This is a genomic window from Cobetia sp. Ld8 (genome assembly GCF_045066615.1).
GTDB classification, from domain to species: domain Bacteria; phylum Pseudomonadota; class Gammaproteobacteria; order Pseudomonadales; family Halomonadaceae; genus Cobetia; species Cobetia amphilecti.
Genome location: NZ_JBISHF010000009.1, coordinates 46,491 through 60,919 on the forward strand (window position 1 = coordinate 46,491; position 14,429 = coordinate 60,919).

At 62.8% G+C, this 14,429-nt stretch carries 13 protein-coding genes and 1 other RNA gene; 5 read left to right on the forward strand and 9 right to left on the reverse strand.

Annotation, left to right across the window (positions count from 1 at the left end; genetic code table 11):
* Nucleotides 1-26 precede the first annotated feature (26 nt).
* Together carA and dapB are read right to left on the reverse strand one after the other, a co-directional pair.
* Complete coding sequence (gene carA, locus ACJJV2_RS16385) at nt 27-1,172, reverse strand: glutamine-hydrolyzing carbamoyl-phosphate synthase small subunit (protein ID WP_192839084.1); 1,146 nt, start codon at nt 1,170-1,172, stop codon at nt 27-29.
* Nucleotides 1,173-1,774: 602 nt separating this feature from the next.
* Complete coding sequence (dapB, locus tag ACJJV2_RS16390; RefSeq protein ID WP_405282292.1) at nt 1,775-2,581, reverse strand: 4-hydroxy-tetrahydrodipicolinate reductase; 807 nt, start codon at nt 2,579-2,581, stop codon at nt 1,775-1,777.
* A gap of 210 nt (nt 2,582-2,791) precedes the next feature.
* Here dapB and ACJJV2_RS16395 point away from each other — a divergent pair, with 210 nt between their 5' ends.
* The gene (locus ACJJV2_RS16395; RefSeq protein WP_405282293.1) at nt 2,792-3,817 is read left to right on the forward strand and encodes an esterase-like activity of phytase family protein; all 1,026 of its coding nucleotides are present in this window, start codon (nt 2,792-2,794) and stop codon (nt 3,815-3,817) included.
* A 179-nt stretch (nt 3,818-3,996) separates the two neighbouring features.
* Here the strand turns inward: ACJJV2_RS16395 and dnaJ are convergent, their stop codons facing one another.
* The 3 genes from dnaJ to grpE form a co-directional block, all read right to left on the reverse strand.
* Nucleotides 3,997-5,148 (reverse strand): molecular chaperone DnaJ, encoded by a 1,152-nt coding sequence (gene dnaJ, locus ACJJV2_RS16400; protein WP_043333362.1) that lies wholly within the window; start codon nt 5,146-5,148, stop codon nt 3,997-3,999.
* A gap of 169 nt (nt 5,149-5,317) precedes the next feature.
* A complete protein-coding gene (dnaK, locus tag ACJJV2_RS16405) occupies nt 5,318-7,240 on the reverse strand; it encodes a molecular chaperone DnaK (RefSeq protein WP_043333360.1) in 1,923 nt (640 codons plus the stop codon).
* 203 nt (nt 7,241-7,443) lie between these two features.
* Nucleotides 7,444-8,067: a nucleotide exchange factor GrpE gene (gene grpE / locus ACJJV2_RS16410; RefSeq protein WP_043333357.1), complete on the reverse strand. Its 624-nt coding sequence runs from the start codon at nt 8,065-8,067 to the stop codon at nt 7,444-7,446.
* A gap of 376 nt (nt 8,068-8,443) precedes the next feature.
* Here grpE and recN point away from each other — a divergent pair, with 376 nt between their 5' ends.
* On the forward strand, nt 8,444-10,114 hold the full coding sequence (gene recN, locus ACJJV2_RS16415; protein ID WP_107335699.1) for a DNA repair protein RecN: 1,671 nt from the start codon (nt 8,444-8,446) through the stop codon (nt 10,112-10,114).
* Nucleotides 10,115-10,308: 194 nt separating this feature from the next.
* Here recN and fur read toward each other — a convergent pair whose 3' ends face one another.
* Entirely contained in the window at nt 10,309-10,731 is a 423-nt protein-coding gene (gene fur / locus ACJJV2_RS16420; protein WP_043333352.1) for a ferric iron uptake transcriptional regulator, read from the reverse strand.
* 78 nt (nt 10,732-10,809) lie between these two features.
* Between fur and ACJJV2_RS16425 the strand changes: the two genes are divergently transcribed.
* Nucleotides 10,810-11,238 (forward strand): outer membrane protein assembly factor BamE, encoded by a 429-nt coding sequence (locus tag ACJJV2_RS16425; RefSeq protein WP_052384519.1) that lies wholly within the window; start codon nt 10,810-10,812, stop codon nt 11,236-11,238.
* Between the two features lie 92 nt (nt 11,239-11,330).
* On the opposite strand, the gene ACJJV2_RS16430 is transcribed toward ACJJV2_RS16425, so the two are convergent.
* Both ACJJV2_RS16430 and ACJJV2_RS16435 read right to left on the reverse strand, forming a co-directional pair.
* Nucleotides 11,331-11,642 carry an RnfH family protein gene (locus tag ACJJV2_RS16430; RefSeq protein WP_043333350.1) on the reverse strand — a complete coding sequence of 104 codons (312 nt, stop codon included), beginning with the start codon at nt 11,640-11,642 and terminating at the stop codon, nt 11,331-11,333.
* A gap of 87 nt (nt 11,643-11,729) precedes the next feature.
* Nucleotides 11,730-12,167 carry a type II toxin-antitoxin system RatA family toxin gene (locus ACJJV2_RS16435; protein WP_043333347.1) on the reverse strand — a complete coding sequence of 146 codons (438 nt, stop codon included), beginning with the start codon at nt 12,165-12,167 and terminating at the stop codon, nt 11,730-11,732.
* 162 nt (nt 12,168-12,329) lie between these two features.
* Between ACJJV2_RS16435 and smpB the strand changes: the two genes are divergently transcribed.
* The gene (smpB, locus tag ACJJV2_RS16440) at nt 12,330-12,806 is read left to right on the forward strand and encodes an SsrA-binding protein SmpB (RefSeq protein WP_043333345.1); all 477 of its coding nucleotides are present in this window, start codon (nt 12,330-12,332) and stop codon (nt 12,804-12,806) included.
* Between the two features lie 135 nt (nt 12,807-12,941).
* Nucleotides 12,942-13,296: a transfer-messenger RNA gene (gene ssrA, locus ACJJV2_RS16445) on the forward strand.
* Between the two features lie 204 nt (nt 13,297-13,500).
* On the opposite strand, the gene ACJJV2_RS16450 is transcribed toward ssrA, so the two are convergent.
* Nucleotides 13,501-14,358 (reverse strand): ABC transporter ATP-binding protein, encoded by an 858-nt coding sequence (locus tag ACJJV2_RS16450; RefSeq protein ID WP_405282448.1) that lies wholly within the window; start codon nt 14,356-14,358, stop codon nt 13,501-13,503.
* Nucleotides 14,359-14,429 lie beyond the last annotated feature (71 nt).

Consider the following 14,429-nt stretch of genomic DNA (forward strand, 5'->3'; position numbering starts at 1 on the left):
ATCAGGCCCTCGGGCCTGCGCTCGGCTCAGCGTCGCGCGCGCATCATCTCGATGAAACGATCGAACAGCGGGGCGACGTCCTGCGGGCCGGGACTGGCTTCCGGGTGACCCTGGAAGCTGAAGGCCGGGCGGTCGGTGCGCTCGATGCCCTGCAGGCTACCGTCAAACAGCGACTTGTGGGTCGCGCGCAGGCTGCTCGGCATGCCCGCCTCATCCACTGCGAAGCCATGGTTCTGGCTGGTGATCATCACCACACCGCTGTCGAGGTCCTGCACCGGATGGTTGGCACCATGGTGACCGTGGCCCATCTTGACCGTGGTCGCGCCGGAGGCCAGTGCCAGCAGCTGGTGACCCAGGCAGATGCCGAAGACCGGCGTGTCGGTCTCGAGCACTTCACGAATCGCGGTGATGGCGTAGTCGCAGGGCTCGGGGTCGCCCGGGCCGTTGGACAGGAAGACGCCATCCGGATTGAGCGCCAGCACCTCGGCGGCAGGCGTCTGCGCCGGCACGACGGTCAGGCGGCAGCCGCGGGATGCCAGCATGCGCAGGATGTTGTGCTTGACGCCGTAGTCGTAGGCGACCACGTGGAAGGGACGCTCGGACTCACGGGTATCGGCGTAGCCTTCACCCAGTGTCCATTCGCCTTCGTGCCACTCGAACTGCTCGCTGCAGGAGGCTTCCTTGGCCAGGTCCATGCCCTTCAGACCCGGGAAGGCGCGTGCCGCTTCCAGCGCGCGTTCGACGGCATCATCACCCTGGGCATCTTCACCGGCGAGGATGGCACCGTTCAGGGAGCCCTTCTCGCGCAGGATGCGCGTCAGGCGACGCGTGTCGATATCAGCGATGCCGACGACATTCTCGTCGCGCAGGTACTGATCGAGGGAGCGAGTGGAACGGAAGTTGCTGGCCAGCAGCGGGAGGTCGCGGATGACCAGGCCGGCGGCTGCGACGCTGTCGGACTCGGTGTCCTCGTCGTTGATGCCGGTATTGCCGATGTGCGGATACGTCAGAGTGACGATCTGTCGGGTGTAGGAGGGATCGGTCAGGATTTCCTGGTAGCCGGTCATGGCAGTGTTGAACACTACCTCGCCGCTGGTCTGCCCATCAGCACCGATGGCGCTGCCGTGAAATACACTGCCGTCTTCCAAGGCCAGTATCGCGGGTTTGATCAACGCAACGTCCTCCCCATAGTGTCCACTTTCCTGCCCGGAATCCGCGGTCGAACACCGGACATGCTGCTTGATTATCGTGCTCGGCATTCGCCGAGCCTGTGTCCCGCTGCCGACTTCTGCCAGGTGCCTGTCACTGGACAGACGCGCGCCAGAAGCGGCAAATTCAGGTTGCAAAAAAGCGGGACGAAACCGAAAAATCAGGTTTCATCCCGCTTGTTATCATTCTTCGGAATGCTGCTGGCCCGAGCGCTGCCAAAACGGCAACCAAATAGGGCGGCCAAGAACGTGGCCAAATTGGGTAGAGATTACCGGAATCCTTGGGTGCTGACCACCCCGCGCATGCCCCGCCAGCAGGCGACAAGGCCCACGATACGGTCGTTTCGTCGCCGCGGTCAGCTTGACGAAACCCTTGGCCGAGCCGGGACACTGCACGCCGCTTGTAAAGCGAGGCAGTCCAGCGGCGCAAGACGGCCAGAATGGCTCACGCGCGCGCCGCATCCTGCCCACCGAGACAGCTTTCAAGAAATTCTCCTGAATGTCGCCAGACTGTCATCTCAGCGCCTGGCTCTCCATTTCGCTCCCCACTTTGCTCTCTACTTCGCTCACTTGAGCCCCAGCACATCCTGCATGTCATAGCGGCCAACTTCGCGCCCTGACAGCCATTCAGCCGCGCGTGCCGCGCCCTTGGCGAAGGTCATGCGGCTCGACGCCTTGTGGGTGATCTCGATGCGCTCGCCTTCGGTGGCGAACATCACGGTGTGCTCACCGACAATGTCACCGGCACGCACGGTGGCGAAGCCGATTTCCTTGTCGGTACGCGGGCCGCACTGACCTTCACGGGCGAAGACACCGTGGGTGGCGAGATCACGCCCGATGGAATGCGCCACGGCTTCACCCATCGCCAGCGCCGTGCCGGAGGGGGCATCGACCTTGTGACGGTGGTGCGCCTCGATGATCTCGATGTCGTAGCCGGCATCGCCCAGGGCACGCGCGGCGGTCTCCAGCAGCTTGAGAGTCAGGTTGACGCCGGAGCTCATGTTGGCCGCGAACACGAAGGGCACACTGTCACGGTAGCCATCCAGCTGCTCGAGCTGCTCCTGCGTGAAACCGGTCGTGCCGATCACCATGCGCTTGCCGTGCTCGGCGCACAGCGCCAGGTTGGCCAGCGTCACCTGCGGTGCGGTGAAGTCGATCACCACATCGAAGTCATCCACCACGGCAGCCAGACTGTCGCTGGCGACCACGCCCAGACGGCCCTGACCGGCCAGCTCACCGATGTCGACGCCCGCCAGGGAGCTGCCGGATTCGACGATGCCCGCCGCCAGCGTCAGACCTTCCACTGCACCGACGGCCTCGACCAACGTGCGTCCCATGCGTCCGGCGACGCCCATGATTGCGATACGGGTCATGCTGACTCCTGCCTGTTGTGGGTCTTGAGGGTGACAGCCCGCGAGCATGCCCCGAGCGTGCCACCTATGCTGTGCCACGAGTATATCAGCCGCCTGCAGCGTTGGCTGACGTCATGTATTTGTGCCGGTTACGCGCTAGAGTAGCCTCGTACTAGGTTGTCTCCTGTTGATCGTCATTTTTCTCATCACCGCTCAGTCTCCGGAGTCAGCATGCCTGCACGCCAATCCCCCGCCTCGCGCCGCTGGCGCATGCTCCAGACCCTCGCTGTCACCACGGTGCTCGCCGGCCTGTTGAGCGCCTGCGGCGTTCACCCGCGCCCCTACACGCTGGCATCGCCGGAACAGAAGAGCGAGTTCCCGGAAATCCAGTGGTGCGGCACGCTCAGGCTGCCGGGCAAATGGCTGGATGACACCCCCGTCGGGGGCCTGTCGGACATCGGCTGGGACCAGGACGAGTCACTGCTGTATGCCGTGTCGGACCGCGGCTGGCTGCATCGTCTGCGGCTCGCCTTCCGTCACGGTGAGCTGGTCGGGGCCAAGGCGCTCAATACCTACACCCTGCGCGACGAGACCGATGTCTCGCTGCGCGGCGCCCTCAGTGATGCCGAGGGCCTGCAGCTGCTGCGCGCGAACAATGACCGCCGCGGCGATTCCCGCCTGGTGATCAGCTTCGAGCAGCAGCCACGCGTCGAGCACTTCCTGCCCAGCGGCCTGGCCGTCAGCGAGCCCTTCACCCCGATGGGTGCGCGTGGCGCGGCGCCCAACAACGGCATGGAAGCCCTGACCCTGCACCCGGAATACGGCATGCTCGCCGGACTGGAAGCCACGCCGGAGGGCATGAGCGAGGGCATGACGCGCATCTTCAGCCTCGACGACAAGCATGAGTGGAGCTACCCGCTGGCCAGCGACACCGGCTCGAGCCTGACCGCGATGGAGATGCTCCCCGACGGTGACATGCTGATGCTGGAGCGCGCCTTCTCGCCGCCCTTCCCGCTGGTGATCAGTCTGCGCCGCGCGCATCTCGGCGAGCCCGGCACCCAGGCCGAGGTGCGCACCCTAGCACGCCTGTCGAGCGGCGATGGCTGGTCGCTGGACAACTTCGAAGGGCTGACGCACCTGGAAGGCAATCGCTTCCTGATGATCTCGGATGACAACTTCAGCAGCTTCCAGACCACGCTGCTGAGCTGCTTTGCCGTCATCGAACCAGAAGCCTTCACGGCTGAATCGATGCCGTAATAGCCATGCCCCCGGGGTGTGTTACTGGGCTGAATTGCTGGGCAGAGTTACTGGACTGAATTGCCTGGCTGAGCCACCGAGCCTGAAACGCGAGAGCCCCGCACTCGACAAGTCGAGTGCGGGGCTCTCTGGCATGAAGGCCATCCACGGGGCTGACCCGCGGACGGCAAGGCGAATGCCTAGGGCTTCATGTCTTCGAAGAACTTCTTCACGCCATCGAAGAAGCTGTTCTCCTTCGGTGAATGGCTCTTGCCGGTATCACCAAGGCTCTGCTGGAACTGACGCAACAGCTCCTTCTGCTCTTCATTCAGGCTGACCGGGGTCTCGATAACCACCTTGCACAGCAGGTCTCCGGCGGGGCCGCCGCGCACCGGCTTGACGCCCTTGCCGCGCAGACGGAACAGCTTGCCGGTCTGGGTCTCGGCCGGAATCTTCAGCACGACGCGTCCGTCGAGGGTCGGCACGTTGAGCTCACCGCCCAGCGCCGCATCGACGAAGCTGATCGGCACTTCACACTGCAGGTGACGACCATCGCGCTTGAAGATCTCGTGCTCGCGCAGGTTGACCTGCACATACAGATCACCTGACGGCCCGCCATTGACACCACCCTCGCCTTCGCCGTTCAGGCGGATGCGATCGCCGGTGTCGACGCCCGGCGGAATCTTGACCGAGAGGGTCTTGGATTCCTGGACGCGGCCTTCGCCGTGACACTTGCGACACGGCACGCTGATCTTCTCGCCACGACCGTGGCAGGTCGGACACGCCTGCTCGACCGCGAAGAAGCCCTGCTGCATGCGCACCTTGCCCATGCCATTGCAGGTCGGGCAGGTTTCCTTGCTGGAACCCGGCTCGGCACCATCGCCATCGCAGTGGCCACAGGCCGCCAGACGCGGCACGCGGATATCGACCGTGGTACCGGCAACCGCCGATTCCAGATCGAGATCCAGGTTGTAACGCAGGTCGCTGCCGCGCTGCGGAGCGTTCGGGTTGCGACGACCACCGCCGCCACCGAAGATGTCACCGAAGACATCGCCGAACACATCGCCGAAGCCGCCGGCACCACCACCGCCAAAGCCGCCGCCACCGAAGCCACCGCCGCCCTGACCATCGACACCGGCATGACCGAACTGGTCATAGGCGGCGCGCTTGTCAGCATCGGACAGCACTTCGTAGGCCTCAGAGACTTCACGGAACTTCTCGGCCGAAGTTTCATCATCCGGGTTGCGGTCCGGGTGATGCTTCTGGGCCAGGCGTCGGTACGCCTTCTTGATGTCCTTGGTGTCGGCGCCACGCTCGACACCAAGCACTTCGTAATAATCACGCTTGGACATGGATCAGGTCCGCCTGGATTGCTGGCAGCCTGAGGCTGCCGGTCTGTTCTGGAATGCCGGTTGTCACCGGTGGCTCGCGGCTAGCGCAAGGCGCCACCGATGCAAACGACAACGCGGGACACCTTCACAAGGCTCCCGCGCTGTCATCAGACGTCGTTCAAGAAATCCCTCAGGACTTCTTGTCGTCGTTGACTTCCTCGTACTCGGCGTCAACCACGTCGTCGTCCTGCTTCTTGCCAGCCTGACCTTCGGCAGCCTGCTCACCCTGGGCGCCCTGCTCGGCGTAGAGCTTCTGCGCCAGGTTGCCGGACGCTTCGGTCAGTGCATCCAGCTTGGCCTGGATCGCATCCTTGTCGTCGCCTTTCAGGGCTTCTTCCAGCTCGGAGATCGCCGTCTCGATGGCTTCCTTCTCGCTGGCTTCGGCCTTGTCACCGGCTTCGGTCAGGGTCTTCTTGGTCGCGTGAATCATGCCGTCGGCCTGATTGCGCAGCTGGACCATTTCCTCGAACTTCTTGTCTTCGTCGGCGTTGGCTTCCGCGTCACGCACCATCTGTTCGATCTCGTCGTCGGACAGGCCGCCGGAAGACTTGATGACGATGGACTGTTCCTTGCCGGTCGCCTTGTCCTTGGCGGACACGTTCAGGATACCGTTGGCATCCAGGTCGAAGGCGACTTCGATCTGCGGCACACCGCGCGGTGCCGGCGGAATGTCGGCCAGGTCGAAACGACCCAGAGACTTGTTCTGCGCGGCCTGCTTGCGCTCACCCTGCAGGACGTGGATGGTCACCGCGCCCTGGTTGTCGTCAGCGGTGGAGAACACCTGGGACTTCTTGGTCGGGATGGTGGTGTTCTTCTCGATCAGCGGCGTCAGCACGCCACCCATGGTCTCGATACCGAGGGTCAGCGGGGTCACGTCCAGCAGCAGCACGTCCTTGACGTCGCCGCCCAGCACGCCGCCCTGGATGCCGGCGCCGACGGCGACCGCTTCATCCGGGTTGACGTCCTTGCGAGCTTCCTTGCCGAAGAACTCGGCCACCTTGGACTGCACCAGCGGCATGCGGGTCTGACCACCGACCAGGATGACGTCGTCGATCTCGGAGGCGGACAGGCCGGCGTCGGACAGCGCGGTCTGGCACGGCTTCAGGGAGCGTGCGACCAGGTCGTCGACCAGAGACTCGAGCTTGGAGCGGGTCACCTTGACGTTCAGGTGCTTCGGACCGGTGTTGTCAGCCGTGATGTACGGCAGGTTCACGTCGGTCTGCTGAGCGCTGGACAGCTCGATCTTGGCCTTCTCGGCGGCTTCCTTCAGACGCTGCATGGCGAGGTTGTCGCCGGACAGATCGATACCGCTGTCTGCCTTGAACTGGTCAACCAGGTAGTTGATCAGGTGCATGTCGAAATCTTCACCACCCAGGAAGGTGTCGCCGTTGGTGGCGAGCACTTCGAACTGGGTCTCACCGTCGACGTCGGCGACTTCGATGATGGAGATATCGAAGGTACCGCCGCCCAGGTCGTAGACCGCGATGGTCTTGTCACCACGAGACTTGTCCATGCCGTAGGCGAGGGCTGCGGCAGTCGGCTCGTTGATGATGCGCTTGACGTCAAGACCCGCGATGCGGCCGGCGTCCTTGGTCGCCTGACGCTGGGAATCGTTGAAGTAGGCCGGCACGGTGATGACGGCTTCGGTGACTTCTTCACCGAGGTAGTCTTCCGCGGTCTTCTTCATCTTCTTGAGGATTTCCGCACTGATCTGCGGCGGAGCCATCTTCTTGTCTTTCACCTGCACCCAAGCGTCGCCGTTGTCGGCTTCGACAATCTTGTACGGCACCATCTTGATGTCTTTCTGAACCACATCATCCTTGAACTTGCGACCGATCAGGCGCTTGACCGCGAAGAGAGTGTTCTCCGGGTTGGTCACTGCCTGACGCTTGGCCGACTGGCCGACCAGAATCTCGTTGTCGTCGGTGTAAGCGATGATGGACGGTGTGGTGCGACCGCCTTCAGCGTTTTCGATGACCTTGGTTTTCTCGCCGTCGAGCACTGCCACACAGGAGTTGGTAGTACCCAAGTCAATACCGATGATGCGTCCCATAATCGTATACCTCGAATCTGTTGCTAGCCTGAAAGATAAGTCTGGATGTCGGCACCTTGTGTCGGTGCCTGAACTTGTTTCTCTAGATGGGGTCGCGTGTCAGGGTTTCAAGACCCGGCCGGGCAAATTTTCCCGGGCCGGATCGCCCTGAGCCCCCACAGGGCGCGATCCAACGCCTATCGGGCGTCGGGAGCGCGCAGGCCTCAGGAGGCCTTGCTGACTGCCACCATCGCCGGACGCACCAGGCGGCCATTGAGGGTGTAACCCTTCTGCATCACGTCGATGACGCTGTTCGGCTCCGCGTCCGGGGACGGCACCATGGCGACAGCCTGATGGTATTCCGGATCGAAGGGCTCGCCATGCGGATCCAGCTGCTCGACGCCTGACTTGTTCAGGGCATCCAGCTGCATTTTCAAGGTCATCTCGATGCCTTCGACGTGGGTCTTGGCCGCTTCGTCACCCGACATGGATTCCAGTGCCTTCTCGAGGGAATCCACCACCGGCAGCATTTCCTTGACGAACTTCTCCAGCGCGAACTTGCGCGCCTTCTCGGCGTCCTGCTCGGCACGACGGCGCGCGTTCTGCGCATCGGCAGCCGCACGCAGCGCCTGGTCCTTGGCTTCCTTGACGGCCTGCTCAAGCTCTTCGACCTGGGCGGCCAGCATCTCGGCTTCCGGGTTGTCCACCAGAGAGCCTTCGGCGCCGGTATCGTCGGCATCCAGTACGTTGTCGATCACTTCACCTTCCGGCGTTTCCGGCTGCGGCTCGGCATCGCGAGCGGCACGCTGAAGCTCTTCATCCATCGGGGTCTGCGGGTCCTGAGCCATGCTGATCTCCTGCGGGCCGGCGTCTATGCGCCATTGCCCTGATTCGTGGCCTGCTGAGCTTGTTGCGAAGCATCACGCGTACTGGCTGACAGACAGGCCATGAGTTGCCTTGAGAGGCAGCAAGGCCAGGCCATTGCTGCCGACTGAAAGTGTCAGTGCCTCTATATGGGGACAGCACATCGCTTCTCAAGCCTTGCCGCAGGCTTTTCTCCCCACTGAGTCCGGCATGGATTGAAGGCCACCCGAACGTGCTGTATAAAAAGCCATGTTAACTGTATAAACATACTGTATGGCGACACCGTAGCCCGCCCATCGAGTCCGGGTCCGCTGATGTTCCCCCAGCACGGCGTACGTCAAAGCCCCCTCGGAGGTAGTCATGCTGCTGCAACTCGCCATCCAAGATTTTGCCATCGTCGAAACGCTGGAACTCGACTTCCGCCGCGGCATGACCGCCATCACCGGCGAGACCGGTGCCGGCAAGTCCATCCTGCTCGGCGCCCTCGGCCTGTGTCTGGGCGAGCGCGCCGATGCCGGCAGCGTGCGGCATGGCGCCGACCGCGCCGACCTCATCGCGCGCTTCGATATCAGTGAGCTTGGCGACGCCCGTCAGTGGCTGGATGAGCGCGAACTGGGCAGCGACGACTGCCTGCTGCGTCGCGTCATCACCGCCAGCGGCCGCTCCAAGGCCTGGATCAACGGCACGCCCTGCACCATCGCCGACCTGCGCGAGCTGGGCGAGCACCTGATCGACATCCACTCCCAGCACGCCCATCACTCCCTGCTCAAGGAAGAGACGCATCTGCGTCAGCTCGACGAATATGCGGGCCTGGAGACTCAGGCTGCCCAGTTGCGCGAGGACTTCCGTCACTGGCAGGAGGCGCATCGTCGCCTCAAGCGCATGAGCAATGATGGTGATGAGGTGCGTGCACGTCGCCAGCTGCTGCGCTATCAGGTCGAGGAGCTCGATGAACTGGCGCTGTGCGAAGGGGAGCTGGAAGCCCTGGAGCAGGAGCAGGAAACGCTGGCCAATGCCGAGCAGATTCTGGCCGAGGCGCAGTCCGCCGCCGAGTGCTGTGATCACGACGAAGAAGGTGCGTTGCCGCGCCTCAACCAGGCCCTGGCGCGCCTGGCGCATCTGCCGGGCAACGAACATGGCTCACTGGCCAGTGCGCTGGGCATGCTCGAGGAAGCGCGCATCCAGATAGAAGAAGCGGCGCGTGAACTGCATCGCTTCGTGGAAGTCACCGAACTCGATCCCGAGCGCCTCGCCTTCGTCGATGAGCGCCTGAGCCGCATTCACCAGATCGCGCGCAAGCATCATGTGATGCCGGACGAGCTGCATGGCCTTCATCAACGCCTGAGCGAAGAACTCGACGGCCTGGGTGGCGATGAGGAGGCCATCGAAGCCTTGCGCGAAGAAGTGGCTCAGCGTCGCGAGGCCTGGAAGGGGCTGGCGAGCGAGGTGAGCGCCAAACGCGCCACCGCCGCCCCGCAACTGGCCAGCGACATCCAGGACCAGCTGGCCTTCCTCGGCATGGGCAAGGCCACCTTCGAGGTCGCCATCGAGGCGCGGGAGCGCCCGCAGCCCGAAGGCATGGAGCGTATCCACTTCCGCATCAGCGCCAACCCGGGCCAGCCGCCACGTGCGCTGGCCAAGGTCGCCTCCGGCGGCGAGCTCTCGCGTGTGTCACTGGCGATCCAGGTCGTGGCCGCCAGTCGCTCGACCATCCCCAGCCTGGTCTTCGATGAAGTCGATGTCGGTATCTCCGGCGCCACCGCCGAGATCGTCGGTCAGCTGCTGCGTCGCCTGGGCGACAAGGGCCAGGTGCTGACCGTCACGCACCTGCCGCAGGTCGCCGCACAGGCACATCAGCACCTGCATATAGAGAAGCAGGCCGAGAAGGACACGACCCGCACGCACATGGCGCTGCTGGATGAAAGTGGCCGCGTGCGCGAGCTGGCACGCATGCTGGGCGGCATTCACCTTTCCGAGCAGACCCTCGCCCATGCCCGCGAGATGCTCGGCGCTGCCGACAGCCGCCACTGAGCGCTGTCGGCGCCGTTCATGCACTGCCAGCGACGTCCATTCGTCCAATGACGCTCCTCAACAAGACGAACGCCAGAGTCATGGATTGAGGAAACATGAACGCCAGATACACGAACGGCCGCCCCTGAGGGCGGCCGTTCGTGTATCTGGCCGGAGAAGGCTCTCCGGCCACGTCATCCCTGACGCAACCCGCGTCAGCTGTCGCTCTTGTCGCCCTTGGGGCGCACGTAGAGCACTAGCGCATGCTCGACCAGCTCATAGCCGTGCTCCTCGACGATCTCGCGCTGACGGCGCTCGATCTCGGGATCACAGAACTCTATGATCTCGCCGCTGTCCAGACATACCATGTGGTCATGGTGTTCTTCCTGGGACAGTTCGAAGACGGCGTGACCGCCATCGAAGTTGTGACGCATCACCAGTCCCGCTGTTTCAAACTGGGTGAGCACACGATAAACCGTCGCCAGACCGACATCTTCGCCAGCCTCAAGCAACGCCTTGTACACGTCCTCGGCACTCAGGTGTCGATCCGTCGATTTCTCGAGGATCTGCAGGATCTTGACTCGCGGTAGGGTTACCTTGAGTCCCGCCTTGCGCAGTTCATGGTTCTGATCGGCCATGCTGGGGTACTCTTCGCAGTCGCTTGATGTATCAGGTATGATCGGCCAAGGCAAAACGATAGGGAATCTTCAGGGCAAATGCAAAACTTGATCAAAACAGTCGCCTTTTGCAGCGCCCTGTCGCTGCTCACCGGGTGCAGCTACTTCAGCGTCTACAAGCGCGACCTTCCTCAGGGCAACCTGATCAAGCCGGAAATGGTCGAGCAATTGAAGCCGGGCATGAGCCGCGAGCAGGTCATCTACGTGATGGGCTCACCGCTGCTGACCGCCCCCTTCAGTGAGGATAGCTGGGACTACGTCTATCGCCTCAAGAAAGCGGATGGCGAAATCATCAACAAGCGCGTGACGTTGACCTTCGCAGGCGATTCACTCTCCAACATCGACAAGAGCGGCGACATCGACCAGGAAACCGTCATCGTGCCGGACCTGGACATCGACCCTCGCGCGGCACAGCCTAACCGTGCTGAACCCAAGGCAGGCGCAGCCGACCTGCCTGAAGAGCGCTGATCACTGTCCTCTTCACTCAGTGACAAGCCAGAACAACAGCGGGGCACCTTTCAAGGTGCCCCGCTGTTTTTGATTCTCGCCTGTATCTCGTCTTACTGAGCGGCGCGAGCGGCCTTGTCGGCGCGCCGCTTGCGCGCAAGCTTGGGGTCGGTGATCAAGGCGCGATAGACCTCGACCCGGTCCCCGGCGTCCAGCACATGCTCATCGGGCTTGCGCAGTGCCTTGCCGAAGATGCCCAGGTCCGCCTCGAGAAACACCTCGGCGGCAATCGTCGGAAAGTGCTGCTCCAGACGTGCCATGCGCACGGCCTCGCGCGCCGTGGTGCCGGGGGCGACCGCCAGCGAGACGATCTTCTGCTTGTCGGGCAGCGCATAGGCCACCTCGACCGTGATTCTGTCTGTCATGTCTGCTCCTTTGCTCTCGCCGCCTTTATATACCACCTGTGCGATATATCACCTGCGCGGCGTTTCACCCTGGCCAACGGCCAGGTGTCAGCGCTGGGTGTAGATCTGGTCAGCGCGGCGCGTGAAGGCCTCGACCATCTGAGCGGCGACCTGACTGAACAGCTTGCCGAACGCCATGCCCAGCAGGCGGTTGCTGAACTCGAAGTCCATCTCGAGCGAGACCTTGCAGGCATCTTCGCCCAGTGGCGTGAACAGCCAGGTCCCCTGCAGACGCTTGAAGGGGCCATCGACCAGATTCAGCTCTATCCGCTCGGGGGCATACAGGTCATTGCGCGTGACGAAGCTCTGCTGCATGCCTGCCTTGGACAGGGTGAGCCTGCCCTTGAGATGGTCCTCATCACGTTCCAGCAATTCCGCGTTGCTGCAGCCGGACAGGAATTCGGGATAACGCTCGAAATCATTGACCAGATCGAACATTGCCCGGGCCGAATGCCGCACCAGGGCAGACCGGTTGACCGTAGGCATCTAGCTCTCCGCTGACTTGGATACGCAGCATGCGTATCATGAACAATGGGCCGGCGCATGAAGTGCCGTCTGGCCTTGAATGGTAACACGCCTCCCCCCATCCAGAAGGATGTGCCATATCCACACTGGATGACGGCAGGCGCACACGACAAATGAGGCAACATGGGCAAGAAAAAGAAACCCGAACAGGGCGGCAATCTGATCGCCCAGAACAAGAAGGCACGCCACGAGTACCACATCGAGGAAACCTTCGAAGCGGGTCTGGTACTGGCAGGCTGGGAAGTGAAGGCGCTGCGCGCAGGCAAGGGCCAGCTGACCGATACCTATATCGTGATCAAGAATGCCGAAGCCTGGCTGCTGGGCTGCCACATCCACCCGCTGGAAACCGCCAACACCCACGCGGTGGCGGACCCGCAGCGCACGCGCAAGCTGCTGTTGCACAAGAAGCAGATCGCACGCATCTTCTCGCGCACCCAGGACAAGGGCCACACCTGTGTGCCGGTCAAGCTGTACTGGAAGAATGCGATCGTGAAGTGCGAGATCGCGCTGGTGGAAGGCAAGAAGCTGCACGACAAGCGCGCCACCGAGAAAGACCGTGACTGGAACCGTCAGAAGGCCCGTATCCTGCGCGACCGCTGAGGGCAGCGTGAGGGAGCTCACGCCAGCAAGCTACTGTCAGGTCAGAAATTTTCCTGAACGCTTGAACTGGCGTAGCACAGTCCCCACCTGTTATGATGAAGACGTAGCAACGCAGTAAAGTGGTAACACTGTTATGGGGGCGTTCTGGCATTCGACGCTGGTGGCAAACCCTGAGGTGCATGCCGAGATCGTAACGTATCTCGTAAATAAAACGTTGCAAATATATAGTCGCAAACGACGACAACTACGCTCTAGCTGCATAAGCTGCTCATGATACCGTTGCGCCTGTTCAAGGTGGATTGAGAACGAGCCCGTATAAACAGGATCGTCTTGGCCGACGTCTCTAAGGTCGAGATTAAAACTCAGAGAATCGCATTGCTGTAGCCTGTTCATTGGCGGCAGTCGTGTTAAATCAAATAATGAAACTAAGCATGTAGAGCCGAAGGCGGAGTGCCGGCGGACACGGGTTCGACTCCCGTCGCCTCCACCATATCCGTGACAGAAAGGCCTCCCTTCGGGGAGGCCTTTCTGTTTGTGGGCGATCAGTTCTGGCTGGGGCTTTCCTGTCAGAGGCAGAGCACTCTCTCAAGTCGCCCTATCAAGCTGCCCTCTCAAGCCCCTCTCTCAGGCCTGCGCAAGGCCCGGTAGCGGCCACGCAGGCGCCACAGCGCCCGTCATGGCCATTGCCCTGGCCTCAGGTCGCGCTGCCGCTCAGGCGCTCGCTGGTGCGGCGCACGCCGATCAGCAGCGGCGTGCCAGTGTCGGGGTCGGGGATCAGGCGGCACTCGACCCCATAGAGCTTGCGCACCAGCTCCGGCGTCACCACCTCGGCGGGCGCACCCTCGGCGATCACGCGACCTGCGTGCATGGCCACGATGTGGTCGGCATAGCGGCAGGCACTGGCCAGATCATGCACCACCATCACGATGGTCTTGCCCTCTTCATGGGCCAGACGCTGGATCAGCTCGAAGACCTCGATCTGGTGACCGAGATCCAGCGCCGAGGTCGGCTCATCCAGCAGCAGCAAGGGTGTCTGCTGTGCCAGCGCCATGGCGATCCAGGCGCGCTGGCGCTGCCCGCCGGACATCGAGGCCAGCTCACGGTCTGCCAGGCTCTCGATGTCGGCGGCGGCCATCGCCTCGGCCACCAGCCGCTGATCTTCCTCTGACCACTGACTCAGCGCGCCCTGATAGGGCTGACGACCGAAACGCACCAGCTCATGTACCGTCACCCCCTCGGGCGAATGCGTCTCCTGAGGCAGCAGCGCGATGCGCTGGGCCACTTCGCGCCGCTTATAGGCGTGAATGTCCTTGCCTTCCAGCAGCACCGCGCCTGACTCAGGCAACTGCAGGCGAGCCAGCCCTGCCAGCAGTGTCGACTTGCCACAGCCGTTGGGCCCGACGATCGCCGTCACCTTGCCGTCGGGCAGCCCCAGGGTCAGCGAATCGATCACGGTGACATGGCGCTGGCGCGCGCCGTAGCCCAGCGACAGCTCGTTCGCTCGCAGGGTGCCGGTGGTGGCCGCGGCGTGGCGATCGGCCGGGGAATTCATCGCTCGCGGATCAAGCATCGTCTCAGCGCTCATGGCGCACTCTCCTGAAACATCATCGGCCGCTGGAACAT

Coding starts and splice junctions, on each gene's coding strand:
- dapB (WP_405282292.1), bottom strand. CDS start 2,581: ATGACCCGTATCGCAATCATGGGCGTCGCCGGACGCATGGGACGCACG.
- ACJJV2_RS16395 (WP_405282293.1), top strand. CDS start 2,792: ATGCCTGCACGCCAATCCCCCGCCTCGCGCCGCTGGCGCATGCTCCAG.
- dnaJ (WP_043333362.1), bottom strand. CDS start 5,148: ATGTCCAAGCGTGATTATTACGAAGTGCTTGGTGTCGAGCGTGGCGCC.
- dnaK (WP_043333360.1), bottom strand. CDS start 7,240: ATGGGACGCATCATCGGTATTGACTTGGGTACTACCAACTCCTGTGTG.
- grpE (WP_043333357.1), bottom strand. CDS start 8,067: ATGGCTCAGGACCCGCAGACCCCGATGGATGAAGAGCTTCAGCGTGCC.
- recN (WP_107335699.1), top strand. CDS start 8,444: ATGCTGCTGCAACTCGCCATCCAAGATTTTGCCATCGTCGAAACGCTG.
- fur (WP_043333352.1), bottom strand. CDS start 10,731: ATGGCCGATCAGAACCATGAACTGCGCAAGGCGGGACTCAAGGTAACC.
- ACJJV2_RS16425 (WP_052384519.1), top strand. CDS start 10,810: ATGCAAAACTTGATCAAAACAGTCGCCTTTTGCAGCGCCCTGTCGCTG.
- ACJJV2_RS16430 (WP_043333350.1), bottom strand. CDS start 11,642: ATGACAGACAGAATCACGGTCGAGGTGGCCTATGCGCTGCCCGACAAG.
- ACJJV2_RS16435 (WP_043333347.1), bottom strand. CDS start 12,167: ATGCCTACGGTCAACCGGTCTGCCCTGGTGCGGCATTCGGCCCGGGCA.
- smpB (WP_043333345.1), top strand. CDS start 12,330: ATGGGCAAGAAAAAGAAACCCGAACAGGGCGGCAATCTGATCGCCCAG.
- ACJJV2_RS16450 (WP_405282448.1), bottom strand. CDS start 14,358: ATGAATTCCCCGGCCGATCGCCACGCCGCGGCCACCACCGGCACCCTG.